The organism is Aeromicrobium sp. Root472D3, assembly GCF_001426485.1.
Lineage (GTDB): Bacteria > Actinomycetota > Actinomycetes > Propionibacteriales > Nocardioidaceae > Aeromicrobium.
Window position 1 is genome coordinate 2,753,912 of the sequence record NZ_LMET01000001.1, and the last position, 22,947, is coordinate 2,776,858.

Sequence of the window (22,947 nt, forward strand, 5' to 3'; positions counted from 1 at the left end):
GCGGTGCCCGCCCCTGCTCTAGTAGTCGCGGTGCCGGCGCTCGCGGACCTCGCGAGCCTCCCGCTCGCGGACGAGCTTCTCCTCGATCTGCTCGATCTGCTGATCGCGGCGGAGCCACGTCGAGAAGTACCCGATGCCGATCCCGAGCGACGGGAAGACCGGCCAGAAGAAGGACGGGCCACCGCCCGCGACGCTCGTCGCGCCCCAGATCGCGACGCACAGGGTCGTGACGAAGATCCATCCGTTGCGCGCGTCGCGCAGGTCGCGCCGGTACTGCTGCACGGCGTCCCGGGCGAGGTCGGACGTGCCGACGGGTGAGGGGGCGGTGCGGCGGACCGCCCGACCCGACGTGGGCACGAGGTCGCGCATCGGCGGCACCAGGTCGCCCACGGTGCGCGCCTGCAGCACGGCATCGCGACGGGTGTCGAACTCGTCGCGGGTCAGCCGGCCGTCGACGAACGCGTCTCGCACGACGTCGACAGCACGGTCACGGTCCGCGTCGGACGCCCGGAGGTGCGCGACGGTCGGGTCGCGCGGATCGGCGGAGAACGAGCCCCACACGTCCGCGCCAGGCACGGTCAGGCCTCGGCGACGGCCGACAGCGCCTCGGGCAGCGTGAAGGCGCCCGCGTACAGGGCCTTCCCGACGATCGCGCCCTCGACGCCGACCGACGTCAGGGTCGCGATGTCGCGCAGGTCCTGCAGGCTCGAGACCCCGCCGGACGCGACGACGGGCTTGTCGGTCTGCTCGCACACGCGCCGCAGCAGGTCGAGGTTCGGGCCCGTGAGGGTGCCGTCCTTCGTGACGTCGGTGACGACGTACCGCGCGCAGCCGTCGCGCTCCAGGCGGGCCAGGACGTCGAACAGGTCGCCGCCCTCCTCGGTCCAGCCGCGCGCCGCGAGCGTCGTGCCGCGCACGTCCAGCCCGACGGCGATCTGGTCGCCGTGCTGGCCGACGACCTTGGCGCACCACTCGGGGTTCTCGAGCGCCGCCGTGCCGAGGTTGACGCGCGTGCACCCGGTGGCCAGCGCGGCCTCGAGGGAGGCGTCGTCGCGGATGCCGCCCGACAGCTCGACCTTGACGTCGAGCCGTCCGACGACCTCGGCGAGGAGCTCGCGGTTCGAGCCCTTGCCGAAGGCCGCGTCGAGGTCGACGAGGTGGATCCACTCGGCACCGTCGGTCTGCCACTGCAGGGCCGCGTCGAGGGGGGAACCGTAGGACGTCTCGCTGCCGAGGGCGCCTTGGACGAGGCGCACGGCCTGTCCGTCGGCGACGTCGACGGCGGGGAGGAGTTCGAGGGTCACGCCGCGATGCTATCGGCCGTCGGCACCCGCCACGGCGACCGGTGGGAGACAAGGTGTCGATTCGGTGAAGCGAGCCGTGGGCGGCGACTCGGCGGGATACCGTTCGGTGCCATCTCACGACCCTCCCGAGGAGAGCTCCCATGCGCACCAGCGCCCGCGTCGCCGCGACGCTCCTGACCACCACCGTCGTCATCGGCGGGACCGCCACGTCGGCCTTCGCCCAGGCCGCGACGGTCAAGGACCGGTCCGCCGACGTCATCTCGTACGCCGACCTGAACGACGAGCAGGGCACCGTGCTCGGCAAGGCCGACAGCGTCGCCTCGGGCGCCGACATCCGCAGCCTCAAGGTCGACCACGGCAAGAAGAAGGTCACCGTGACCCTCAAGTTCGCCGACCTCAAGAGCACGACCGCGATCTCGGTCGGCTTCCGGCCCAACAGCAAGAGCCGACCCGACCGCGTCCTGGTCAACACGGGTCGCAAGTCCGGCGAGGTCTACAGCATCAACGGCAAGGTCCGCTGCGCCGCCCCGCTCAAGACCAAGCTCGGCAAGGGCGGCTACGTCAAGGCCACGATCAAGCGCTCGTGCCTCGGCACCCCCAAGAAGCTCAAGGTCACGGCGTTCGCCGTCCGCTACACCGACGGCGGCGTGGCCCTCGTCGACTCGCTGTCCAAGGGCGACCCGCGCGGCACGACCTACACGAAGTCGCTGAAGGCCTCGTGATGCGCGCCGTCACGCGTCTCGTCGCGTCCACCGCGGTCGCGGCCGGACTCGTCCTGTCGGCCGGCGCCACGGCGCACGCCGACGTCACCAACGTCAAGGACAAGGCCAGCGACGTCGGGTTCGTCCCGGACGTCAGCGGTGACGCCTACGACGTCCTCGGCTACCAGGCCAGCATCGACTCCGGCGTCGACCTGCGCGGCATGCGCGTCAACCACGGCGACAAGACCGTCACGCTGCGTCTGAAGTTCGCCCAGCTCGGTCCCGACACGAACATCTCGATGCAGTTCCGCAGCAACGGACGGCGCGAGGTCACGCACTACCTGTTCAGCGTGTCGAAGCGGCGCGCCATCGTGCTCGACCCCGAGGCGTCCGACACCTGCTCGGTCCCCCTCAAGACCCGCACGGGCCGCAAGGGGGTCCTGAGCGCCACGATCAAGCGTTCGTGCCTCGGCAACCCCGAGCGCATCAAGGTCTCGGGCGGAGCCTTCGCGGGCGATCTGGCCTCCGAGCACGGATCGGTCCACGCCGACCCGATCTCGAACACCAAGGTCCAGGGGCCGTCCTGGACGAAGTGGCTGAAGTCGGGCTGACCACCGCCCCCACCTCGAGGAGGTGGATTCGCAACCTCATTCGACCTCGGACGGTTGCGGATCCACCTCCCCGTGCGTCGTACGACTAGAGGGTCGCGAGCCAGTTCTGCAGCAGCAGCATGCCGGCGTCGCCCGACTTCTCGGGGTGGAACTGCGTCGCCCACAGCGGACCGTCCTCGACCGCCGCGACGAACCGGTCGCCGCCGTACTCGGTCCAGGTCACCCGGGCCTCCGGCATGGCCGGCGGACGCGACAGCACCCAGTCGCGCAGACCGTACGAGTGCACGAAGTAGAACCGCTCGTCCGCGATGCCCGCGAACATCCGCGACCCGTCGCCGGGTGCGACGGTGTTCCAGCCCATGTGCGGCACGATCGGCGCCTGGAGCCGCTCGATCACGCCGGGCCACTCCGAGCAGCCCTCGGTGCGCACGCCGTGCTCGATGCCCTCGGCGAACAGGATCTGCATGCCGACGCAGATGCCCAGCACCGGGCGTCCCGCGATGAGGCGACGCTCGATGATGCGCACGCCGTCGACCTCGCGCAGCCCGCGCATGCACGCCTCGAACGCACCGACCCCGGGCACCAGCAGGCCGTCGGCCTCGGCCGCGACCGCCGGATCACTGGTCAGGACGGCCTCGGCACCCGCCCGCTCGACCGCGCGCACGGCCGATCGGAGGTTGCCCGAGCCGTAGTCGAGCACCGCGACGCTGGGCAGCGTCACAGAGCGCCCTTGGTGCTCGGGATGCCCGTCTCGCGGGGATCGAGCGCGATCGCCTGCCGGAGCGCGCGCGCCACGGCCTTGAACTGCGCCTCGGCGATGTGGTGCGGGTCGCGACCGTCGATCAGGCGCACGTGCATCGTCATCGCGGCGTGGTGCGCGATCGACTCGAGCACGTGGGCCGTCAGCGAGCCGGAGTACTGGCCGCCGATGATCGCGGTGATCTGCCGGTCGGGCTCGCCCGAGTGCACGAAGTACGGACGACCGGAGACGTCGACGACGGCCTGGGCGATCGACTCGTCGAGCGGGACGATCGCGTCGCCGTACCGGGTGATGCCGACCTTGTCGCCGAGGGCCTCGCGCAGCGCCTGGCCCAGGCAGATCGCGGTGTCCTCGACCGTGTGGTGCGCGTCGATGTGCAGGTCGCCCTCGGTGCGCACCGTCAGGTCGATCAGCGAGTGCCGCGAGAACGCCGTCAGCATGTGGTCGTAGAAGCCGACGCCGGTGGAGATGTCGTGGGCGCCCGAGCCGTCGAGGTCGACCTCGACGACGACGTGCGACTCGGAGGTGCGGCGCTCGATGCGGGACGTGCGGCTCATCGGGTGGCCTCCTGGAGGGCGGATCGGAACGCGAGCATCTCGTCGGGCGTGCCGATCGAGACGCGCAGCCATCCTAGGGGGCCGACCTCGCGGATCAGGACGCCCCGGTCGAGGACGCCCTGCCACACCGCGTGCCGGTCGTCGAAGCGCCCGAACAGCACGAAGTTGGCGTCGGACTCGGCGACCTCGAAGCCCTGCTCGCGCAGCCACGCGGACGTCTCGTCGCGGGTCGCGCGCAGGGCGTCGACCTGCGCCAGCAGCTCGGGCTCGTGGCGCAGGGCGGCCGTCGCGGCGGCCTGGCTGACCGCCGACAGGTGGTACGGCAGGCGGACGATGCGCAGGGCGTCGACGATCGCGGCATCGGCGGCGACGTAGCCGAGCCGCCCGCCGGCCAGCGCGAACGCCTTGCTCATGGTGCGGGTGACCAGCAGCCGCGGGAACTCGTCGAGCAGCTCGAGGGCGCTGGGGGTGCCGTCGCGACGGAACTCGGCGTACGCCTCGTCGACCACCACGACGCCGGGCGCGGCCTCGAGGATCGCACGGGTGTGCGCCGGGTCGAGGGCCGTGCCGGTGGGGTTGTTGGGCGACGTCAGGATCACGACGTCGGGGCGCTCGCTCGCGATCAGCGCCAGCGCGGCGTCGAGGTCGAGGCCGAAGTCGTCGCGTCGACGGCCCGCCACCCAGCGCGTGTGCGTGTTGCGGGCGTACTCGGGGTACATCGAGTACGTCGGCGCGAACGACACCGCGGTGCGTCCCGGACCGCCGAAGGCCTGCAGCACCTGCTGCATGATCTCGTTCGAGCCGTTCGCCGCCCACACCCTGCCGGCCGTCAGCCCGTGGCCGAGGTAGCCCGCCAACGACGTGCGCAGCTCGAGGGCCTCGCGGTCCGGGTAGCGGTTGAGGGTCAGCGCGGCCCGGTGCACCGAGTCGGCGATGTCGCGCGCCGTCTCCTCGCTGGGGCCGTACGGGTTCTCGTTGGTGTTGAGCTGCACCGGGACGTCGAGCTGCGGGGCTCCGTAGGGCTCCTCGTCGCGCAGCTCGTCGCGGATCGGCACCCAGTCGGGCACGGGCATCAGCGTGACGTCCTGACCGACACCGCGGCACCGTGCGACGGGAGGTTCTCGGCCTCGGCGAGGGTCACGACGTGGTCGCCGACCTCGCGCAGGGCCTGCTCGGAGTACGTCACGACGTGCATGTTCTTGCAGAACGCCCGCACCGACAGACCGGACGAGTGGCACGCGCAGCCGGCCGTGGGCAGCACGTGGTTGGAGCCGGCCGCGTAGTCGCCGAGGGACACCGGGGTGAACGACCCGACGAAGATCGCGCCGGCGTTGACGATGCGCGCCGCGACCGCCGAGGAGTCGGCCGTCTGCACCTCGAGGTGCTCGGCGGCGTAGCCGTTCGCCACGTCGACGGCCTGGTCCACGTCGCGCACCAGCACCGTCGCGGACTGGGGGCCGTCGAGCGCCGTGCGCACCCGATCGGCGTGCCGGGTCGTGCCGAGCTGGGTCGCGAGCTCGGCGTCGACGGCGTCGGCCAGCGACTCGCTGTCGGTGATCAGCACGCTGGCGGCCATGGGGTCGTGCTCGGCCTGGCTGATCAGGTCGGCCGCCACGAACGCCGGGTCGGCCGTGGCGTCGGCGATCACGGCGATCTCGGTCGGACCGGCCTCGGAGTCGATGCTGACGGTCCCCTGCAGGTGACGCTTGGCCGCCGCGACGTAGATGTTGCCCGGGCCCGTGATCAGGTTCACCGGGCGGCAGTCGACCGTGCCGTCCTCGGAGGCCGCGCCGTACGCGAACATCGCGAGGGCCTGGGCGCCGCCGGCGGCGTACACCTCGTCGATGCCCAGCAGCGCGCACGCCGCGAGGATCGACGGGTGCGGCAGGCCGCCGAACTCGGCCTGCGGCGGGCTCGCGAGCGCGATGCCGGGCACCCCCGCGACCTGGGCCGGCACGGCGTTCATCACGACGGTGCTGAGCAGCGGTGCGAGGCCGCCGGGAACGTACAGGCCGACGCGCTGCATCGGCACGATCCGCCGCTCGACCGTCGCGCCGGGGGCGACGTCGGACGTCAGGCTGTGCTCGAGCTCGGCCTGCGACGTCTGGCGCAGACGGCGGACGGACTCCTCGAGCGCCGCCCTGATGGCGGGGTCGAGGGTGGCCAGGGCGTCGGCGAGCGCCGCCGCCGGGACCCGCAGCTGCGCGGGGCGCACGCCGTCGAACTTCTCCCCCGCGTCGAGCACCGCGACCGACCCGCGCGCCCGCACGTCGTCGCAGATCGGACGGACGGCGGCCAGGGCGTGCTCGACGTCGACCGCGGCACGCGGCACGGCAGCGGTGTAGACCACGGCGGCCTCGTCGGGCGCGGGGGCGAGCGAACGAAGATCGAGACGTCTCATCACACCGGCAAGTCTACGGACGCACTACGGTGGTGCCGTGGCAGCCAACCCCAAGCCCACCGACTCGACCCCCGCGTTCGTCGCACTGCACCGCGCCGGCGTGCCGTTCACGTCGCACTCGTACGTGCACGACCCGCGGGCCGACTCGTTCGGCATGGAGGCCGCCGCAGCGCTCGACGCCGATCCGGGGCGCGTCTTCAAGACGCTCATGGCGGTCGTCGACGGCGAGCTGTGCGTCGGGGTCGTCCCCGTCATGGGATCGCTCGACCTCAAGTCGCTCGCGGACGCCCTGGGCGGCAAGCGCGCCCAGATGGCCGATGCCGGGCAGGCCCAGCGGGCCACCGGCTACGTCATCGGCGGCATCTCGCCGATCGGTCAGAAGAAGGCGCACCGCACGGTCGTCGACCGCAGCGCGGCGCAGTGGCCGACGATCTTCGTGTCGGGCGGACGCCGGGGGCTCGAGGCCGAGATCGCGCCCGACGACCTGGTGCGCGTCACCCGTGCTGTCGTGGCTCGAATCGCTCGCTGACCTCGGCTCCTGCCCCGCGACCGCCCGGGCGCGCGTCGCGACGGCCGTCCGACCACGTCGCGCCGATGACGCCCACGAGGCCGAAGATCGGCCACACCAGGAACGGTGCGACGTTGTCGACCGCCAACCGGGCCGGCACGCGGTCGCCGTCGGCCACCCCGGCGACCGTGGAGGGATCGGGCGGGCCGAGCTCGACCCCGACGCGCCACGCGACGACCGCGGCGACGGCGCTGAGCACCGCGACGAGCGGCACCGCGAGCCACCCCAGGTCGGGCAGCAGGCGGGCGGTGACCCATCCGGACACCACCGACGCGATGACACCGACCAGGACGAACACAACGACTACCGAGAACTGGCCGCGGGCCGCGGCCTCGGTCAGCACGAGGCCTCCGTCGCGTCCCTCCCACTCGGCCGGCTGCGCGAGCCACAGCCACACCAGCCCGCCGACCAGACCCGTCAGCAGCGTGCCCAGCAGGACGATCGCGAGGCGGCGGACGGGGACCGTGGAGCGGGTGTCGGACGTCGTGGGGGTGGCGCTCAGGTCAGGCAATGGGGTCCCAGCAGCTCTTTGAGATCGGCGATGAGTGAGGACGACTGTGCCACACGCAGGCTGTCGTCGAGGCGCATGACCTTGGTGGTGCCGTTGCCGATGAGGCGCAGGTGCACCTCGGACATGCCCGGGTGCGCCGACAGCACCTGCTTGAAGGTGCCGATCGTGTCGCTCGTGCAGCGGGCGACCGGCAGGCTGACGACCATGGGGCGGTCGGGTCCGCCCGATCCCATCGCGGGCATCGTGACCTCGAGCGCGTTGAGCTCGACACCGTCGTCCTTGCGCCGCACGCGCCCCTTGACCACGACGATCGTGTCGGGGACCAGCACCGGCATGGCCAGCTGGTAGGCCCCCGGGAACACCATGACCTCGATGCCGCCCTCGAGGTCCTCGATCGTCACCGAGGCCCAGCTGTCGCCCTTCTTGCTCATGCGTCGCTGGACGCCCGTGATGAGACCGCAGATGCGCACCGTGCTGCCGTCGGGCAGGTCGGTGTTGGTCAGCAGCTCGCCGACCGTGCAGTCGCTGCTGGCCCGCAGCACGTGCTCGAGGCCCTGCAGCGGGTGGTCGGACACGTAGAGGCCCAGCATGTCGCGCTCGAAGGCCAGCAGCTGGGTCTTCTCCCACTCGGGCATGTGCTCGGGCACCTCGACGCGCCCGCCCGTGAAGACGTCGTCGCCGAGGCCGCCGAACAGCGAGTCCTGGCCGATCGCGGCCTGGCGCTTGAGGTCGATGTAGAGGTCGACCCCCTCCTCGGCGACGGTCGTCAGTGCCCGGCGGCGGTGACCCATCGAGTCGAAGGCGCCGGCCTTGATCAGCGAGTCGAGGACGCGCTTGTTGCACACCAGCGTCGGGACCTTGTCGAGGAAGTCGTTGAAGTCGGCGTACGGTCCCCCGGCCCGGCCCTCGACGATGCCCGCGACGACGTTCTCGCCGATGTTGCGGATGGCCCCGAGGCCGAAGCGGATGTCGGCGCCGACCGACGCGAAGTTCGAGACCGACTCGTTGACGTCGGGCGGCAGCACCTTGATGCCCATGCGCCGGCACTCGTTGAGGTAGATCGCGGACTTGTCCTTGTCGACGCGCGTGCTGGTGAGCAGCGCCGCCATGTACTCGGCCGGGTAGTTGGCCTTGAGGTACGCCGTCCAGTACGAGATGACGCCGTACGCCGCCGAGTGCGCCTTGTTGAATGCGTAGTCCGAGAACGGCAGCAGGATGTCCCACAGCGTCGTGATGGCCTTCTGCGAGTAGCCGCGGTCGAGCATGCCCTGCTGGAAGCCCGCGTACTGCTTGTCGAGCTCGGACTTCTTCTTCTTGCCCATCGCGCGCCGCAGGTTGTCGGCCTGTCCGAGGGAGAAGCCCGCCAGCACCTGGGCGATCTCCATGACCTGCTCCTGGTACACGATCAGGCCGTACGTCTCGCCCAGGACGGTCTCGAGCGGCTTCTCGAGCTCGGGGTGGATCGGGTCGATCGGCTCGCGGCCGTTCTTGCGGCGCGCGTACTTGTTGTGCGAGTCGGCGCCCATCGGGCCCGGACGGTACAGCGCGCCGACGGCCGAGATGTCCTCGAACTTGTCGGGCTTCATGCTGCGCAGCAGGGCGCGCATGGGGCCGCCGTCGAGCTGGAACACGCCGAGGGTGTCGCCGCGCGCCAGCAGGTCGTAGGTCGCCTGGTCCTCGAAATCGAGGTCCTCCAGCACGAGGTCGATGTCGCGGTTGCGCTTGATGTTGACCAGCGCGTCGTCGAGGACCGTCAGGTTGCGCAGGCCCAGGAAGTCCATCTTGACCAGCCCGAGCGCCTCGCACATCGGGTAGTCGAACTGCGTGATGATCGCGCCGTCCTGCTCGCGCTTCATGATCGGCACGATGTCGATCAGCGGATCGCTCGACATGATGACGCCGGCGGCGTGCACGCCCCACTGGCGGATCTGCCCCTCGAGGCCCAGCGCGGTCTGGTAGATCTTGCGGACGTCGGCGTCGTCGTCGTGCAGCTTGCGGAAGTCGCCGCCGTCGCCGTACCGCTTGTCGTCCTTGTCGAACAGGCCCTTGAGCGTGACGCCCTTGCCCATGATGTCGGCGGGCAGCGCCTTGGTGATGCGCTCGCCGTGCGAGAACGGGTAGTCCATGACGCGGGCGGCGTCCTTGATCGCGGCCTTGGACTTGAGCCGTCCGAACGTCGCGATCATCGCGACGCGCTCCTCGCCGTACTTGTTGCTGACGTAGCGGATGACCTCGCTGCGACGACGCTCGTCGAAGTCGATGTCGAAGTCGGGCATCGACGGGCGCTCGGGGTTGAGGAAGCGCTCGAAGATCAGGCCGTGCGTCAGGGGGCACAGGTCGGTGATGCGCAGCGCGTAGGCCGCGATCGAGCCGGCACCCGAGCCGCGGCCGGGGCCGACGCGGATGCCGTTGTCCTTGGCCCAGTTGATGAAGTCGGCGACCACGAGGTAGTAGCCGCAGTAGCCCTTGGTGCGGACGACGTCGAGCTCCATCTCGGTGCGGGCGCGCACCTCGTCGGTGATGCCGGCGGGATAGCGGCTCTCGATGCCCTTCCAGACCTCCTTGGTGAACCAGGAGTCCTCGGTCTCGCCCTCGGGGACGTCGAAGCGCGCCATGTAGCCACCGTTGGACTCGGTGAACTCGACGTTGCAGCGCTCGGCAATCAGCAGCGTGTTGTCGCACGCCTCCTTGAGGTCGAAGCGGTCCTCCCACAGGTCGCGCATCTCGGCGGCCGACTTGATGTAGAAGTCGTTGGAGTCGAACTTGAACCGGTTGGGATCGGTCAGGGTGCTGCCCGACTGGACGCACAGCAGCGCCGAGTGGGCCTCGGCGTCCTCGGGGCTGGTGTAGTGCGAGTCGTTGGTGGCGATCGCCGGCAGCCCGAGATCGGCCTTGAGGCGCAGCAGCCCGTCGCGCACGACCCGCTCGATCTCGAGGCCGTGGTCCATCAGCTCGAGGAAGAAGTTCTCCTTGCCGAAGATGTCCTGGAACTCGGCGGCCGAGGCACGGGCCTTCTCGTAGTTGCCGATGCGCAGCCACGTCTGGATCTCGCCGGACGGGCAGCCCGTCGTCGCGATGAGCCCCTTGCCGTAGCGCTGCAGCAGGTCGCGGTCGGCGCGCGGCTTGCGGTACTGGCCCTCGAGGCTCGCGTACGAGCCGATGCGGAACAGGTTGTGCATGCCCTCGGTCGTCTCGGAGAGCAGCGTCATGTGCGTGTACGCACCGCGCCCCGCGACGTCGGCGTCCTTGGCGCCCTTGTTCCACTGCACGGCCTTCTTCTCCGTGCGCGGGATGTTGGGCGTCAGGTAGGCCTCCATGCCGATGATCGGCTTGACACCGTGGGCCTTGGCCTTGCTGTAGAAGTCGTAGGCGCCGTGCAGGTTGCCGTGGTCGGTCATCGCGATGGCCGGCATCTCGAGCTCGGCGGTGCGCTCGAACAGTCCGTCGAGCAGGGCCGCCCCGTCGAGCATCGAGTACTCCGTGTGCACGTGCAGGTGCACGAATGACGAGTCGCTCGACATCGAGAGATGGCCTCCGGGGCTGAGATCTGACCAGACGGACGTGCGGTCTGGGACGGGTCGGGGGAAGGTCTCCAGAGTAGTCGAGGGCCCTGACGAGAATCCGCACCCCGCCGCTTCCGTCCCGCCCTCCGAACGAAAAGTTGTCGGCACCCATACTGGGGTCATGACTGGGCACCCCGACCGCGAGAAGCAGACGTACGCGAGCGTCGACGACTACCTGGCCGCCGCGACGTACGACGTCGAGCCGCGGCTGGCCGAGATGCGCCGCGTCATCACCGAGACGCTGCCGGACGCCGAGGAGACGATCGGCCACAACATGCCGACGTACCGGCAGCACGGGCTCGTCGTGGTGCAGTTCGCCGGGCAGGCCGAGCACACGTCGCTCAACTTCTTCCCGACCGCCGGGGCGTTCGCCCGCTTCGAGGCCGAGCTCGAGCCGTACTCGACCTCGAAGTCGGCGATCAGGTTCTCGCTCGACGAGCCGCTGCCGCTCGAGCTGATCGCCGACGTGACGGCCTTCCGCCTCGCCGAGGCCGCCGAGTTCGCGGCACGCAAGCGCTCGGGCGGCTGATCGGCGCCGTCAGCGGCTGCTGGCGATGCGGTACTGGCGCACCGACAGGGGCACGAAGACCACGAGGATGATCGCGACCCAGATGACGGTGTAGACGGCGGGGTGCTGCATGGCCCACGCGTCGGACTGCGGCGGCCGGCCGCCCGTGTTGCCGAACAGCTCGCGCGAGGCCTGGGTGACGGTCGAGACCGGGTTCCACTCGGCGAACGTCCGGACCACGCCCGGCAGCGTGTCGAGCGGCACGAAGGCGTTGGACACGAACGTCAGCGGGAAGATCACGATGAACGAGGCGTTGTTGATGACCTCGACGCTCGGGACCAGCAGGCCGACCCACGCCATGATCCAGCTGATCGCGTAGGCGAACAGCAGCAGGAGCAGGAAGCCCGCGAGCGCGTCGACGACGCCCTCGCGCATGCGCCAGCCGACCAGCAGGCCCGTCAGCGCCATGATGATCAGCGACAGGACGTTGTAGACGATGTCGGACGTCGTGCGACCCACCAGGACCGCCGAGCGCGACATCGGCAGCGACCGGAACCGGTCGATGATGCCCTTCTGCATGTCCTCGGCCAGCCCCGCGCCGGTGAACGTCGCGCCGAACACGACGGTCTGGGCGAAGATGCCGCCGATCAGGAACTCGCGGTAGTTGACGCCGTCGCCGGGGTCGATCGCGCCGCCGAACACGTACGCGAACAGCAGCACGAACATGATCGGCGAGATCAGCACGAACACGAGGATCTCGGGGACGCGGACGATCTTGATGAGGTTGCGCTTGGCCACGACCCATCCGTCGGTCGCGTGGCGGGTCAGGGTCGTCATGCCGGCACCTCCGTGCCCTCGTCGGTGGATGTGTCGTCGGGCGCGGTCTCGGCCGCCCGCCCGGTGAGGCTCAGGAACACGTCGTCGAGCGTCGGGCGTCGCAGGCCGACGTCGAGGACGTCGATGCGCTGGGCGTCGAGCTCGTCGAGCACGGCGCGCAGCTGGGGCACTCCCCCGTCCACGGCCGCCGTCAGCTCGCGCTCGTTGTCGCCGGTCTGCACCTCGCCGATCGCGACGCGGGCCAGGATGCGGGAGGCGGCGTCGCGCTGCCTCCCGTCGGTCAGCACGATCTCGATGCGCTCGCCGCCGGTCTGCGACTTGAGCTCGTCGGCCGTGCCGCGCGCGATCGCGCGCCCGTGGTCGATCACGACGATGTCGTCGGCCAGCAGATCGGCCTCCTCGAGGTACTGCGTCGTCAGCAGCAGCGTCGAGCCCGATGCGACGAGGTCGCGGATGACGCCCCACATCTGCTGGCGGCTGCGGACGTCGAGGCCCGTCGTGGGCTCGTCGAGGATCAGCACGGGCGGCTCGGCGACCAGCGCGCCGGCCAGGTCGAGGCGGCGGCGCATGCCGCCGGAGTACGTCTTGGACGGACGGTCACCCGCGTCGTCGAGACCGAAGCGCTCGAGCAGGTCGCGGGCGCGCTGGGACGCCGCGGCCTTGGGCATACCGTAGAGGCGGCCGACCATCTGCAGGTTCTCGAACCCCGTCAGGTGCTCGTCGACGGCCGCGTACTGGCCCGACAGGCCGATGCGCGCCCGGACGCCGTCGGGATCCTTGGCGACGTCGATGCCGGCGACCTCGGCGGTGCCGGACGTCGCCTTGAGCAGCGTCGCGAGGATGCGCACCGCGGTGGTCTTGCCGGCACCGTTGGGGCCCAGCAGGCCCATCACCGTGCCCTCGGGCACGGTCAGGTCGAGGCCCGACAGCGCCTCGACGTCCTTGTACGTCTTCACCAGTCCGGTCGCCCGGATCATGTCGGTCATCTCTCGAAGCCTCTCCGTATTCCTATCAGGAACATCAGGGGACATCATGCCGCATCACGCGGACAGAAACCCAGCCTTTCGACCGGACGAACCCGTTCCCGCCCTTCGTTCGCCAGGGAGCGAAGCTGGGGGTACCTCCCGCGAGCGCAGCGAGTGGGGGCCCGTGAGGGCGAAGCCCGAGGCGAAGCACCCGATCGGGCTTGCGTGAGCCGCCTCGCTTCGCTCACGGTCGGCCGCAGGCGGCCTCCCTGGCGACCGAGTGGTTCCGTTCGCCAAGGAGCGCAGCGCGCCGTGACCACCCCCTCGTTCGCCAGGGAGCGCAGCGACCGTGAGGGCGGAGCCCGAGGCGAACCACAGCGTGAGGGCTTGCGTCGGCCGCCTCGCTTCGCTCACGGTCGGCCGCAGGCGGCCTTCCTGGCGACCGAGTGGTTCCGTTCGCCAGGGAGCGCAGCGACCGTGAGGGCGAAGCCCGAGGCGAACCACAGCGTGAGGGCTTGCGTGAGCCGCCTCGCTTCGCTCACGGTCGGCCGCAGGCGGCCTCCCTGGCGACCGGTCGCCAGGGAGGGGGGCCGTGGGCCCTCGAGGGCGGGTCAGACCTGGCGGTAGCTGCTCAAGAAGTTGCCCAGACGCTGGATCGCCTCGGCGAGGTCGCGCGCCCACGGCAGCGTCACGATGCGCAGGTGGTCGGGATCGGGCCAGTTGAAGCCCGTCCCCTGCGTCAGCAGGATCTTCTCCTGCAGCAGCAGGTCGAGCACGAGCTGCTGGTCGTCCTTGATGGGGTACACCTCGGGGTCGAGCCGCGGGAAGGTGTACAGCGCGCCGCGCGGCGCGACGACGCTGACGCCGGGGATCTTGCGCAGCTCGGCGACCGCCGTGTCGCGCTGCTCGAGCAGCCGTCCGCCCGGCAGGATCAGCTCCTTGATCGACTGGTACCCGCCGAGTGCGACCTGGATCGCGTTCTGCGCCGGCACGTTGGGGCACAGCCGCATCGACGCGAGCAGAGTGATGCCCTCGAGGTAGTCCTGCGCGCGCTGCAGAGGCCCCGTCACGACGAGCCAGCCGGCCCGGTAGCCGCACACCCGGTACGCCTTCGACAGGCCGTTGAACGTCAGCGTCAGGACGTCGGGGGCCACGCTCGCCATCGGGATGTGCACGGCGTCGTCGTACAGGATCTTGTCGTAGATCTCGTCGGCCATCAGCACGAGGTCGTGCCGGCGCGCGAGATCGGCAATGCCCGCCAGCGTCTCGCGCGAGTAGACCGCGCCGGTCGGGTTGTTGGGGTTGATGACGACGATGACCTTGGTGCGGTCGGTGATCTTCGACTCGAGGTCGGCCAGGTCGGGGTTCCAGTCGTTGTCCTCGTCGCAGCGGTAGTGCACCGGCACACCGCCCGCGAGGTTCGTCACGGCCGTCCACAGCGGGTAGTCGGGGACGGGGATCAGCACCTCGTCGCCGTTGTCGAGCAGCGCCTGCAGGGCGATCGAGATCAGCTCGGAGACACCGTTGCCGATCCAGACGTCGTCGACGTCGATCTCGGGGAAGCCGTCCTGCAGCTGGTAGTTGTGCACCACGGCGCGGCGCGCCGACTGGATGCCGCGCGAGTCGGAGTAGCCCGCCGAGTCGGGCAGCGCCGCGATGACGTCCTGCAGGATCTCGGCCGGGGCGTCGAAGCCGAACGGCTGGGGGTTGCCGATGTTGAGCTTGAGGATGCGGTGTCCCTCGGCCTCGAGGGCTGCAGCTCGCGCGCTGACGGGTCCGCGGATGTCGTACAGGACATCCCTGAGCTTCTCGGACTGGCGCACGACGGAGGACATGCGCCCATCATTCCACCCGGCGGCCCGCTGCCCCGCGAGTGGTGCATCCCCGTCCCCTGGGGGCACCTCCCGCGAGCGCAGCGAGTGGGGGCCCGGTGCGGTGTGGTCGGACACGCCGTCCCGAAAAGTCCACTCCGCACCTCTCGCGGACGAGGTGGGCGCGGGGGTGGGTCAGCGCGGGAGCGGGTTGTCGTCGATCGTGCGGACGATCTCGAGCGCGTGCACCAGGTCGTCCGGGTACTGCGACTCGAACTCGACGTACTCGCCCGTGCGCGGGTGGACGAAGCCCAGCTTGTGCGCGTGCAGCCACTGCCGGTCGAGGTCGACGCGCTTGGCCAGCGTCGGGTCGGCGCCGTACATCAGGTCGCCGACGCACGGGTGGTGGATCGCGCTCATGTGGACGCGGATCTGGTGGGTGCGCCCCGTCTCGAGCTTGATCGTCAGCAGGCTCGCGAAGCGGTGCGCCTCGAGCGTGTCGTAGTGCGTGATGCTGTCGCGGCCGCCGTCCTTGACCGTGAACTTGAAGTCGTGCTTGGGGTGACGGGCGATCGGGGCGTCGATCGTGCCGGTGTGCGGATCGGGGTGGCCCTGCACGAGCGCGTGGTAGGTCTTGTCGACCGAGCGGTCGCGGAACGCCTGCTTGAGCACGGTGTAGGCGTGCTCGGACTTGGCGACCGCCATGAGCCCGCTCGTGCCGACGTCGAGACGGTGGACGATGCCCTGGCGCTCGGGCGCCCCCGACGTCGAGATGCGGATGCCGACGCCCGCGAGGTGGTCGAGCACGGTCGGCCCCGACCAGCCGACGCTGGGGTGCGCCGCGACGCCGACGGGCTTGTCGACGACCACGATGTCGTCGTCCTGGAACACCAGGCGCATGCCCTCGACCTCGGTCGCCACGACGACCGCGCGGCGCGGCGCCGGGATCGAGGCCTCGAGCACCGAGCCGGCCGACACGCGGTCGGACTTGGCGGGCGCCTGGCCGTCGAGCGACACGTGGCCCTCGGCGACGAGCTCGCTGGCACGGGTGCGCGACAGGCCCAGCAGGCGTGCGAGGGCGCTGTCGACCCGCTCGCCCTCGAGCCCCTCCGGCACCTGGATGACCCGGTGCTCGAGATCGACCTGCTCGAGGTCGGTGTGCGTGCCGTTGTCGGCGGTCATGACTTCTCCTCGCGGGTGCCGTCGATGCGCACGCCCCGCCACGCGCGCCAGACGATGATGATGGCCGCGAACGTCAGCGCGATGTCGGCGACGTTGCCCACGAAGACCCCGTAGTCGATGAAGTCGACGACGTGGCCCTTGAGCGGCGACGGCTCGCGGAAGATGCGGTCCATGAGGTTGCCGAGCGCCCCCGAGAGCAGCAGCCCCAGGCCGACGGCCCAGCCGCGGTCGCGCAGCCGGGGCGCGACGCGGACGACGCCGATGCACACCGCGATCGCGATGATGCTGAGCACCAGCGTGAACCCGGCTCCCGTGCTGAGCGCGGCGCCGGGGTTGCGCAGGAACGTCAGCGACAGGACGCCCGGGATGATCTCGATCGACTCACGGCCCTGCAGCCTCTCGACGGCCACGACCTTGGTGACCTGGTCGAGGACGAGCGACACGACGGCGACGACGGCGAACAGCCGTACGTACGTCCTCGTGGTCGCGCCGTGGTCGTCGCCAGGGCTCAGCGACGCTCCTCGCGCTGCTTGCATGTCATCCGAAGAGGAGTCACTCATGCGCGGCACCCCATTCGCTCGACATATCGCATCCATAGTCCCACGAGGTAGTCATACGCAATCCGGTCGGTCCGCCAGACAGCCCGACCATCGGGCCCATGCGGATCAACTGCCCGTTGCTACACCCCGAAGGCCGATCCGCAGAGTAGGCAGTGCAGCCGAGCCGGATGGTCCGCGGGGATCTTGACTGGTTCGAAACTGTGGCAGGGCGAAGCGACGATCATCATGTCGTTCGGCTCGACCAGGGGCTCGGACTCGTCCGGCAGAATATCGTTGCCACGCTCGTATGTCATGCCCTTGACGCCCCGGAACATGGACTCAAGCCCGTCCTCGACGATGCCCATGACGTGAGGCATCGCCATCTGCTGCGCTACTTCGAGTTGTTCCGTGGTGTACCAAGAGTCCAGGCCTGCTGGTTCGCCGCACAGCGGGCAGTAGTACGTCTCGGCCGCGCCGAAGTTCTCAGCAACTTCGTTCGCAGGGCCGTCATGCCACTTGAACTGCTGCTCGCAATGAGGACATTCTCGACGAATAAAACCGTCGGCGTCCTGTGGAATTTGAACAGAGACTTCGATCTCGAACTCATCGTCCACTGACAAACTCCTCTTGAGCAATCTCTACGCCATCCGCCGTTCTGCCTCGCAACATCACAGTGAAGTAGGCCGGAGTAGAGGACGCGAACGACATGAACCTCGCGGCCGAGACCGACTTACCCGGGGGCAACTTGGGAACTGGGAAGCCTTCTTCGCGCCACTCGCGAGTGCCCTCGCGATCATAAGGCAGCTCGAAATCGAGCTCGTACACGTCTCCCGGTCCATGATTGGTGATCGTCATCCGCTCACTGCTCTTGCCGGCCTTGCTCAAAGAGATTGACATTCGGGGTTGCCCCGAGGTCTGCGAGGAGGGGAGCTTGCGGCCCATCGGGAGTCCGCCCCCCGGCTGCGGGGGCGGCGTGAGGTCACCGTCAGAGTGCCAGTCGGTGCCGTCGAGCACGACCGAACATCCAGCCGTCTTCAAGCGAGTCGCCAAGTCTTGGCGCTTCTCCACTGAGTTGTTCAAACGGACAACGTGGCGCCCGTGTATGTCGCTGAAGCTACGGATCTGCCCCAGTTCGACGATGATCGTCCGATCCTCATCCCGTGCCAGCGCCATCCCTGCTTCGAACAGCACGTTCGGCCGGGGCTGCATCTGAGGTTGCGTATCTGGGTCGTCCGGGGAAGTCAGAGACTCGTGAAGATGCGCTACGTCATCCGGAGTCTGAAGGACCACGACGGCTTGAGCCTGACCGAACGCGACATTGAGAACTTCGCCGATGTACGGGGAACCCTTCCCCGTCATCGCGATTGCGCGGGCCCATTCGATCGGCTCGAGCCCGATAGACCGCAAGAATGCGAACACACCGCGGCGAGCGGCATCGTTACGTCCGTGAATTACGAAAACTTTGCGCGGATCCACTTCGGACGCCGAACTGTCGACCGTCATGCTTCTCCTGAACTCTCCGTGCGTTTACCGGAGAGTATCGGAGGCCTCGGACAATCAGTCTGTAATGAGCGACGAGTTCATCGTCTTTCCTCGCGCTGCTTGCATGTCATGCACAGTGTCGCACGCGGGAACGCGATCAAACGATTCTTGCCGATCGCCTCGCCGCAGACCTCGCACTGGCCGTAGGTGCCCTTCTCGAGCCGGTCGAGCGCCTTCTCGGTCTGCAGCAGCAGCTCGCTCTGGTTGGCGCGCAGCGACATCTCGGCATCGCGCTCGAGGCCCTTGGAGCCGACGTCGGCCTGGTCGTTGCCGGCACCGTCGACACCGTCGCGCAGCAGGTCCTGCAGCTCGCGGGCCGAGGCGTCGAGCTCGACGCGCAGCCGGGCGAGATCGCCCTCCAGCTCGGTGCGGACCTCCTTGGCCTCGGCTGCGGTCCAGGGGGTCTCGTCCGCTCGCACGGCGAGCTTGGTGTTTGGCATGCACGAAGGTTAGACCCCCGTCAGGACAATGCCAACTCGCACCGCCGCAGGCTCCGCGCCGCCCACCCGTAGAATTGAGGGTGTGACTTCGCACGCGTCTGACACCCCGTCCTACCGGCCGGTTCCGGCCCACGTCGACCTCCCGGTCCTGGAGCGCGAGATCCTCGATCTGTGGGCCGACCAGGGCACCTTCGCGGCGACGCTCGACACCCCCGCCGACGCTCCGCGCTGGACGTTCTACGAGGGTCCCCCGACGGCCAACGGCACCCCCGGCACCCACCACGTCGAGGCCCGCGTCTTCAAGGACGTCTTCCCGCGGTTCAAGACGATGCAGGGCTACCACGTCGACCGCAAGGCCGGCTGGGACTGCCACGGCCTGCCCGTCGAGATCGCGGTCGAGAAGGAGCTGGGCTTCAACGGCAAGCCCGACATCGAGGCCTACGGCATCGCCGAGTTCAACGCGAAGTGCCGTGAGGCCGTCGTCCGCAACGTCGATCTCTTCGAGGAGATGACCGACCGGATGGGCTACTGGGTCGACATGGAGCACCCCTACCGGACGATGGAGCCGGCCTACGTCGAGAGCGTCTGGTGGGCGCTGTCGACGATCTTCAAGAAGGGGCTGCTGACCGAGGACTACCGCGTCGCCCCCTACTGCCCGCGCTGCGGCACGACGCTGTCCGACCACGAGCTCGCGCAGGGCTACGAGACGATCACCGACCCGTCGGTCTACGTCCGCTTCCCCCTCACGTCCGGCCCGCTGGCCGGACGCGCGTCGATGCTGGTGTGGACGACGACGCCCTGGACCCTCGTGTCGAACACGGCCGTCGCGGTCAACCCCGCGTTCACCTACGTGCTGGCCACCGGCGGCGACGAGACGCTGCTGGTCGCCGAGTCGCTGGTCGAGAAGGCGCTGGGCGAGGGCTGGACGACGACGGGCGAGACGTTCTCGGGCGCCGAGATGGAGCGGTGGACGTACCAGCGTCCGTTCGAGCTCATCGAGTTCCCGAGCCCCGCGCACTTCGTGGTGCTGGCCGACTACGTCACGGCCGACGACGGCACGGGACTGGTGCACCAGTCCCCCGCGTTCGGTGCCGACGACATGATCGTGTGCAAGGGATACGACCTGCCGGTCGTCAACCCGATCCGTCCCGACGGGCACTTCGAGGACGACGTCCCGCTCGTCGGCGGGCAGTTCTTCAAGGCCGCCGACCGGGTGCTCGCCGACGACCTCGCGTCCCGGGGGCTGATGTTCGCCGAGCTGGCCTACGAGCACGCGTACCCGCACTGCTGGCGCTGCCACACGCCGCTCATGTACTACGCGCTGCCCGCCTGGTACATCCGCACGACGGCCGTCAAGGACCGCCTGCTGGCCGAGAACGCCGACACCAACTGGTTCCCCGGCACGATCAAGAACGGCCGCTACGGCGACTGGCTGACCAACAACATCGACTGGTCGCTGTCGCGCAGCCGCTACTGGGGCACGCCCCTGCCGATCTGGCGCAACGACGCCGATCCGTCCCGCCTCGTGTGCGTCGAGTCGCTGGCCGAGCTGTCGGGCCTCACGGGACGCGACCTGTCCGACCTCGACCCGCACCGTCCCTACATCGACGACGTCACGTTCGAGATCGAGGGCGAGGCGGGCACGTACCGCCGGGTCCCCGACGTCATCGACGCCTGGTTCGACTCGGGCTCGATGCCGTTCGCGCAGTGGGGCTACCCGCACGCCGAGGGCTCGCAGGAGAAGTTCGAGCAGGCGTACCCCGCGCAGTACATCGCCGAGGCGATCGACCAGACGCGCGGCTGGTTCTACTCGCTGATGGCCGTCGGCACCCTGGTCTTCGACCAGAGCTCGTACGAGAACGTCGTCTGCCTGGGCCACATCCTGGCCGAGGACGGCAAGAAGATGAGCAAGCACCTCGGCAACATCCTGCTGCCGATGCCGCTGATGGACGAGCACGGCGCCGACGCCCTGCGCTGGTTCATGGCGTGCTCGGGCTCGCCGTGGGCCCCGCGCCGCATCGGCAACACCGCGCTGTCGGAGATCGTCCGCAAGGTGCTGCTGACGTACTGGAACACGACGGCCTTCCACGTCCTCTACGCCCGCACGGAGGGGTGGACCCCCACGTCCGGCAGCGTCCCGCCGGTCGCCGAGCGCGAGGTGCTCGACCAGTGGCTGCTGTCCGAGCTGCACACCCTCACGCGCGACGTCACCGCGGCGCTCGAGCAGTTCGACACCCAGACCGCCGGCACGCGGATCGCCGGATTCGTCGACGACATGTCGAACTGGTACGTCCGCCGCTCGCGCCGCCGCTTCTGGCGCGGTGACGCCGCGGCGTTCGCGACGCTGCACGAGACGCTCGACGTCCTGACCCGCCTCATGGCACCCCTCACGCCGTTCATCGCCGAGCGCGTCTGGCAGGACGTCATCGTGCCCGTGACGCCCGACGCCCCCGCCTCGGTGCACCTCGCGACGTGGCCCGTCGCCGACGAGTCGCTGATCGTCGACGGCCTCGGCGCCCGCGTCGACCTCGCGCGCCGCGTCACCGAGCTGGGACGCGCGGCCCGCGCCGAGGCCAAGGTGCGCACGCGTCAGCCCCTGCGACGTGCGCTGCTGGCCTCGGCCAGCTTCCACCGGCTCGAGGCCGACCTGCGGGCCGATATCGCCGAGGAGCTCAACGTCCGCGAGCTGCAACCGTTCGGCGAGGGCGGCGAGGACCTCGTCGAGTACTCGCTGAAGGGCAACTTCCGCAACCTCGGCAAGCGATTCGGCAAGGGGACGCCCGCCGTCGCCGCCGCGATCGCCGCGCACGACGACCCGGCGGCCGTCGCGCACGCGCTCCTGGGCGGCACGACGGCGTCCGTCGAGGTCGACGGCCGGTCCGTCGAGCTCACCGCCGACGACGTCGTCGTCTCGGAGCGTCCGCGCGAGGGCTGGTCGGTCGTCAACGACCAGGGCGAGACCGTCGCCCTCGACCTCGAGCTCGACGACGAGCTCCGGCTCGCGGGCTCGGCCCGCGAGGCGATCCGCGTCATCCAGGAGGCCCGCAAGTCGTCGGGGCTCGAGATCAGCGACCGCATCGCGGTGACGTGGACGGCCGACGGCGGCATGGCCGATGCGCTGCGCACCCACGCGTCCCTCATCGCCGACGAGGTGCTGGCCACGTCGATCACCGAGACGTCCGACGCGTCGGCCTTCTCCGACGACGAGCTGGGCTTCGCCTTCACCGTCACCAAGGTCTAGGCGCACGACGCACGGACGCAGAACGGCCCGCCTCCGAGGAGGCGGGCCGTTCGGGTGGTGCGGTGTGGCTAGAGGTTCTCGTCGTCGCCGAGCAGCGAGCGGAGACGGCGCGGGGCCGCGTCTGCCGGTGCCTGGACGGGCGTCGAGGCCGTGGTGCTCTCGTTGGCCGCGAGCTGGTCGAGCTGGCTCTGGAAGTAGTTCTTGAGCCGGGCGCGGTACTCACGCTCGTACGCCCGCAGGTGCTCGACCTCGCGCTGGATCTCGTAGCGATCGCGCTCGATCGTCGCGACGGCGGCCGTGCGACGCTCGTTGGTCTCCTCGTCGAGCTTCTGCGCGCGGATGCGGGCGTCGGTCTCAAGGCGGTCGGCCTTGCCACGGGCCTCGTTGGTGATGCGCTCAGCCTTCGCACGCGCCTCGCCGACCATGCGGTCGGCCTCTTCCTTGGCCGCGTCCATGAGCTGGTCGGCGTTGGTCGAGGCGATCTCGAGCAGACGGGCGGCCGCCGAGGAGGCGTCGCCCATCGACGGACGAGGCGTCGCGACCGGCGCCGGAGCCGCGGCGACCGGCGCGGGGGCCGGCTCGGGCTCGGGAGCCTTGACGGGCTCGGGCTCGGGGGCCTTGGCCAGCTCCTGCACCGCAGGGGTCGGCGCAGACTGCGCGGCGGGGGTCGACGACGAGAGGGCCGGGATCAGTCCGGTCGGCTCGCCGGTCGATGCGGCAGCTACCTTGGCGCGAAGTTCTTCGTTCTCGACCGTCAGACGCTCGAGCTCGGCCTCGACCTCGTCGAGGAACTGGTCAACTTCGCCCATGTCATAGCCTTCGCGAAGACGGACTGGCGTAAAACGCTTGTTACGCACGTCCTCTGGCGTCAGTGGCATGAGTACACCTCGGGTTTCGGGGTAGTCC

Annotated in this window: 22 protein-coding genes; 5 read left to right on the forward strand and 17 right to left on the reverse strand. The window is 69.9% G+C overall.

From position 1 onward, the window contains the following. Positions 1-18: 18 nt before the first annotated feature. Both ASD10_RS13540 and priA read right to left on the reverse strand, forming a co-directional pair. Complete coding sequence (locus ASD10_RS13540) at positions 19-576, reverse strand: DUF1707 domain-containing protein (protein WP_082556207.1); 558 nt, start codon at positions 574-576, stop codon at positions 19-21. A gap of 2 nt (positions 577-578) precedes the next feature. Then, positions 579-1,304, reverse strand: coding sequence for a bifunctional 1-(5-phosphoribosyl)-5-((5-phosphoribosylamino)methylideneamino)imidazole-4-carboxamide isomerase/phosphoribosylanthranilate isomerase PriA (priA, locus tag ASD10_RS13545; protein WP_056609268.1), 726 nt, complete (start codon positions 1,302-1,304; stop codon positions 579-581). Between the two features lie 140 nt (positions 1,305-1,444). Here priA and ASD10_RS13550 point away from each other — a divergent pair, with 140 nt between their 5' ends. Both ASD10_RS13550 and ASD10_RS13555 read left to right on the forward strand, forming a co-directional pair. Continuing rightward, the gene (locus ASD10_RS13550; RefSeq protein ID WP_056609270.1) at positions 1,445-2,026 is read left to right on the forward strand and encodes a hypothetical protein; all 582 of its coding nucleotides are present in this window, start codon (positions 1,445-1,447) and stop codon (positions 2,024-2,026) included. Further along, positions 2,026-2,616 (forward strand): hypothetical protein, encoded by a 591-nt coding sequence (locus tag ASD10_RS13555; RefSeq protein ID WP_157432604.1) that lies wholly within the window; start codon positions 2,026-2,028, stop codon positions 2,614-2,616. Before ASD10_RS13550 ends, ASD10_RS13555 begins: the two co-directional genes overlap by 1 nt. Positions 2,617-2,701: 85 nt before the next feature. On the opposite strand, the gene hisH is transcribed toward ASD10_RS13555, so the two are convergent. Genes hisH through hisD form a run of 4 tightly spaced genes read right to left on the reverse strand, consistent with a single transcriptional unit; the run spans position 2,702 to position 6,337 of the window. Next, positions 2,702-3,337, reverse strand: a complete 636-nt coding sequence (gene hisH / locus ASD10_RS13560) for an imidazole glycerol phosphate synthase subunit HisH (protein WP_056609273.1) — start codon at positions 3,335-3,337, stop codon at positions 2,702-2,704. Beyond that, entirely contained in the window at positions 3,334-3,933 is a 600-nt protein-coding gene (gene hisB, locus ASD10_RS13565; protein ID WP_056609276.1) for an imidazoleglycerol-phosphate dehydratase HisB, read from the reverse strand. The genes hisH and hisB overlap by 4 nt, the downstream gene beginning before the upstream one ends. After that, positions 3,930-5,006 carry a histidinol-phosphate transaminase gene (locus ASD10_RS13570; RefSeq protein ID WP_056609278.1) on the reverse strand — a complete coding sequence of 359 codons (1,077 nt, stop codon included), beginning with the start codon at positions 5,004-5,006 and terminating at the stop codon, positions 3,930-3,932. The genes hisB and ASD10_RS13570 overlap by 4 nt, the downstream gene beginning before the upstream one ends. After that, entirely contained in the window at positions 5,006-6,337 is a 1,332-nt protein-coding gene (gene hisD / locus ASD10_RS13575; protein WP_056609280.1) for a histidinol dehydrogenase, read from the reverse strand. The genes ASD10_RS13570 and hisD overlap by 1 nt, the downstream gene beginning before the upstream one ends. A gap of 34 nt (positions 6,338-6,371) precedes the next feature. Here hisD and ybaK point away from each other — a divergent pair, with 34 nt between their 5' ends. After that, the gene (ybaK, locus tag ASD10_RS13580) at positions 6,372-6,863 is read left to right on the forward strand and encodes a Cys-tRNA(Pro) deacylase (protein WP_056609283.1); all 492 of its coding nucleotides are present in this window, start codon (positions 6,372-6,374) and stop codon (positions 6,861-6,863) included. On the opposite strand, the gene ASD10_RS13585 is transcribed toward ybaK, so the two are convergent. Both ASD10_RS13585 and dnaE read right to left on the reverse strand, forming a co-directional pair. After that, on the reverse strand, positions 6,829-7,413 hold the full coding sequence (locus ASD10_RS13585) for a hypothetical protein (protein WP_056609285.1): 585 nt from the start codon (positions 7,411-7,413) through the stop codon (positions 6,829-6,831). The two genes, ybaK and ASD10_RS13585, sit on opposite strands and share 35 nt — an antisense overlap. Beyond that, entirely contained in the window at positions 7,401-10,934 is a 3,534-nt protein-coding gene (dnaE, locus tag ASD10_RS13590) for a DNA polymerase III subunit alpha (RefSeq protein WP_056609287.1), read from the reverse strand. Before dnaE ends, ASD10_RS13585 begins: the two co-directional genes overlap by 13 nt. A gap of 163 nt (positions 10,935-11,097) precedes the next feature. On the opposite strand from dnaE, the gene ASD10_RS19080 reads away from it, so the two are divergent. Further along, on the forward strand, positions 11,098-11,505 hold the full coding sequence (locus tag ASD10_RS19080) for an iron chaperone (protein ID WP_056609289.1): 408 nt from the start codon (positions 11,098-11,100) through the stop codon (positions 11,503-11,505). A gap of 9 nt (positions 11,506-11,514) precedes the next feature. Here the strand turns inward: ASD10_RS19080 and ASD10_RS13600 are convergent, their stop codons facing one another. The 8 genes from ASD10_RS13600 to ASD10_RS13635 all read right to left on the reverse strand — a co-directional run bounded on the left by ASD10_RS13600 (position 11,515) and on the right by ASD10_RS13635 (position 18,800). Beyond that, the gene (locus ASD10_RS13600) at positions 11,515-12,321 is read right to left on the reverse strand and encodes an ABC transporter permease (protein ID WP_056609291.1); all 807 of its coding nucleotides are present in this window, start codon (positions 12,319-12,321) and stop codon (positions 11,515-11,517) included. Next, a complete protein-coding gene (locus ASD10_RS13605; protein ID WP_056609294.1) occupies positions 12,318-13,307 on the reverse strand; it encodes an ATP-binding cassette domain-containing protein in 990 nt (329 codons plus the stop codon). Before ASD10_RS13605 ends, ASD10_RS13600 begins: the two co-directional genes overlap by 4 nt. Positions 13,308-13,897: 590 nt before the next feature. Continuing rightward, complete coding sequence (locus ASD10_RS13610) at positions 13,898-15,121, reverse strand: pyridoxal phosphate-dependent aminotransferase (protein ID WP_056609296.1); 1,224 nt, start codon at positions 15,119-15,121, stop codon at positions 13,898-13,900. A 171-nt stretch (positions 15,122-15,292) separates the two neighbouring features. Next, positions 15,293-16,279 carry an RluA family pseudouridine synthase gene (locus tag ASD10_RS13615; protein ID WP_056609298.1) on the reverse strand — a complete coding sequence of 329 codons (987 nt, stop codon included), beginning with the start codon at positions 16,277-16,279 and terminating at the stop codon, positions 15,293-15,295. Further along, positions 16,276-16,815: a signal peptidase II gene (lspA, locus tag ASD10_RS13620; protein WP_235501878.1), complete on the reverse strand. Its 540-nt coding sequence runs from the start codon at positions 16,813-16,815 to the stop codon at positions 16,276-16,278. The genes ASD10_RS13615 and lspA overlap by 4 nt, the downstream gene beginning before the upstream one ends. A gap of 143 nt (positions 16,816-16,958) precedes the next feature. After that, on the reverse strand, positions 16,959-17,432 hold the full coding sequence (locus ASD10_RS13625) for a hypothetical protein (protein WP_200938273.1): 474 nt from the start codon (positions 17,430-17,432) through the stop codon (positions 16,959-16,961). Further along, positions 17,422-18,321, reverse strand: a complete 900-nt coding sequence (locus ASD10_RS13630) for a TIR domain-containing protein (RefSeq protein WP_056609300.1) — start codon at positions 18,319-18,321, stop codon at positions 17,422-17,424. The genes ASD10_RS13625 and ASD10_RS13630 overlap by 11 nt, the downstream gene beginning before the upstream one ends. Before the next feature lie 77 nt (positions 18,322-18,398). Then, the gene (locus tag ASD10_RS13635) at positions 18,399-18,800 is read right to left on the reverse strand and encodes a TraR/DksA C4-type zinc finger protein (protein WP_056609302.1); all 402 of its coding nucleotides are present in this window, start codon (positions 18,798-18,800) and stop codon (positions 18,399-18,401) included. 28 nt (positions 18,801-18,828) lie between these two features. Here ASD10_RS13635 and ileS point away from each other — a divergent pair, with 28 nt between their 5' ends. Continuing rightward, positions 18,829-22,041, forward strand: a complete 3,213-nt coding sequence (gene ileS / locus ASD10_RS13640) for an isoleucine--tRNA ligase (protein ID WP_082556208.1) — start codon at positions 18,829-18,831, stop codon at positions 22,039-22,041. Positions 22,042-22,109: 68 nt separating this feature from the next. Here ileS and ASD10_RS19550 read toward each other — a convergent pair whose 3' ends face one another. Next, positions 22,110-22,919, reverse strand: coding sequence for a DivIVA domain-containing protein (locus ASD10_RS19550; RefSeq protein WP_056609306.1), 810 nt, complete (start codon positions 22,917-22,919; stop codon positions 22,110-22,112). Positions 22,920-22,947 lie beyond the last annotated feature (28 nt).

Bases quoted from the DNA above. Each gene is read 5' to 3' on its own strand.
- ASD10_RS13550 (WP_056609270.1), top strand. From the start codon at position 1,445: ATGCGCACCAGCGCCCGCGTCGCCGCGACGCTCCTGACCACCACCGTC.
- ASD10_RS13555 (WP_157432604.1), top strand. From the start codon at position 2,026: ATGCGCGCCGTCACGCGTCTCGTCGCGTCCACCGCGGTCGCGGCCGGA.
- hisB (WP_056609276.1), bottom strand. From the start codon at position 3,933: ATGAGCCGCACGTCCCGCATCGAGCGCCGCACCTCCGAGTCGCACGTC.
- ASD10_RS13570 (WP_056609278.1), bottom strand. From the start codon at position 5,006: ATGCCCGTGCCCGACTGGGTGCCGATCCGCGACGAGCTGCGCGACGAG.
- dnaE (WP_056609287.1), bottom strand. From the start codon at position 10,934: ATGTCGAGCGACTCGTCATTCGTGCACCTGCACGTGCACACGGAGTAC.
- ASD10_RS19080 (WP_056609289.1), top strand. From the start codon at position 11,098: ATGACTGGGCACCCCGACCGCGAGAAGCAGACGTACGCGAGCGTCGAC.
- ASD10_RS13600 (WP_056609291.1), bottom strand. From the start codon at position 12,321: ATGACGACCCTGACCCGCCACGCGACCGACGGATGGGTCGTGGCCAAG.
- ASD10_RS13605 (WP_056609294.1), bottom strand. From the start codon at position 13,307: ATGACCGACATGATCCGGGCGACCGGACTGGTGAAGACGTACAAGGAC.
- ASD10_RS13610 (WP_056609296.1), bottom strand. From the start codon at position 15,121: ATGTCCTCCGTCGTGCGCCAGTCCGAGAAGCTCAGGGATGTCCTGTAC.
- ASD10_RS13615 (WP_056609298.1), bottom strand. From the start codon at position 16,279: ATGACCGCCGACAACGGCACGCACACCGACCTCGAGCAGGTCGATCTC.
- lspA (WP_235501878.1), bottom strand. From the start codon at position 16,815: ATGCAAGCAGCGCGAGGAGCGTCGCTGAGCCCTGGCGACGACCACGGC.
- ASD10_RS13630 (WP_056609300.1), bottom strand. From the start codon at position 18,321: ATGACGGTCGACAGTTCGGCGTCCGAAGTGGATCCGCGCAAAGTTTTC.
- ASD10_RS13635 (WP_056609302.1), bottom strand. From the start codon at position 18,800: ATGCCAAACACCAAGCTCGCCGTGCGAGCGGACGAGACCCCCTGGACC.
- ileS (WP_082556208.1), top strand. From the start codon at position 18,829: ATGCCAACTCGCACCGCCGCAGGCTCCGCGCCGCCCACCCGTAGAATT.
- ASD10_RS19550 (WP_056609306.1), bottom strand. From the start codon at position 22,919: ATGCCACTGACGCCAGAGGACGTGCGTAACAAGCGTTTTACGCCAGTC.